This window comes from Corynebacterium marquesiae (assembly GCF_030229635.1).
GTDB lineage: Bacteria > Actinomycetota > Actinomycetes > Mycobacteriales > Mycobacteriaceae > Corynebacterium > Corynebacterium marquesiae.
On record NZ_JASPII010000055.1, the window covers coordinates 1 to 257 of the forward strand.

A 257-nucleotide genomic window follows, 5' to 3' on the forward strand; every position below is an offset into this window, starting at 1 on the left:
ATGGTGGTAGATTACCTTTCTTCCCAACCCAACCGGGCTGGATATCAGGTGTCTACCTAACAGGGGCTAGGTCCGATATATCGAGTGGCTGGGCTTTGGGCAGTCGGTTGTAGGCCTGAACTGGCGTTTGTCTGTTGAGTGCTCGGTGGGGTCGGTGGTTGTTGTAGTAGTCGATGATGTCATCGAGTTGTTGGTTTAGCTCGGCGATGTTGTGGGCAAATGGCCTTGTGTGCAGGGCTTTTTGGAGTGTTTGGTGG

At 52.9% G+C, this 257-nt stretch carries 1 pseudogene; it reads right to left on the reverse strand.

Going from position 1 to position 257, the window contains the following annotated elements:
- Positions 1 to 85 precede the first annotated feature (85 nt).
- Positions 86 to 257: pseudogene (locus QP971_RS11345) on the reverse strand (integrase core domain-containing protein); the annotation flags it as partial.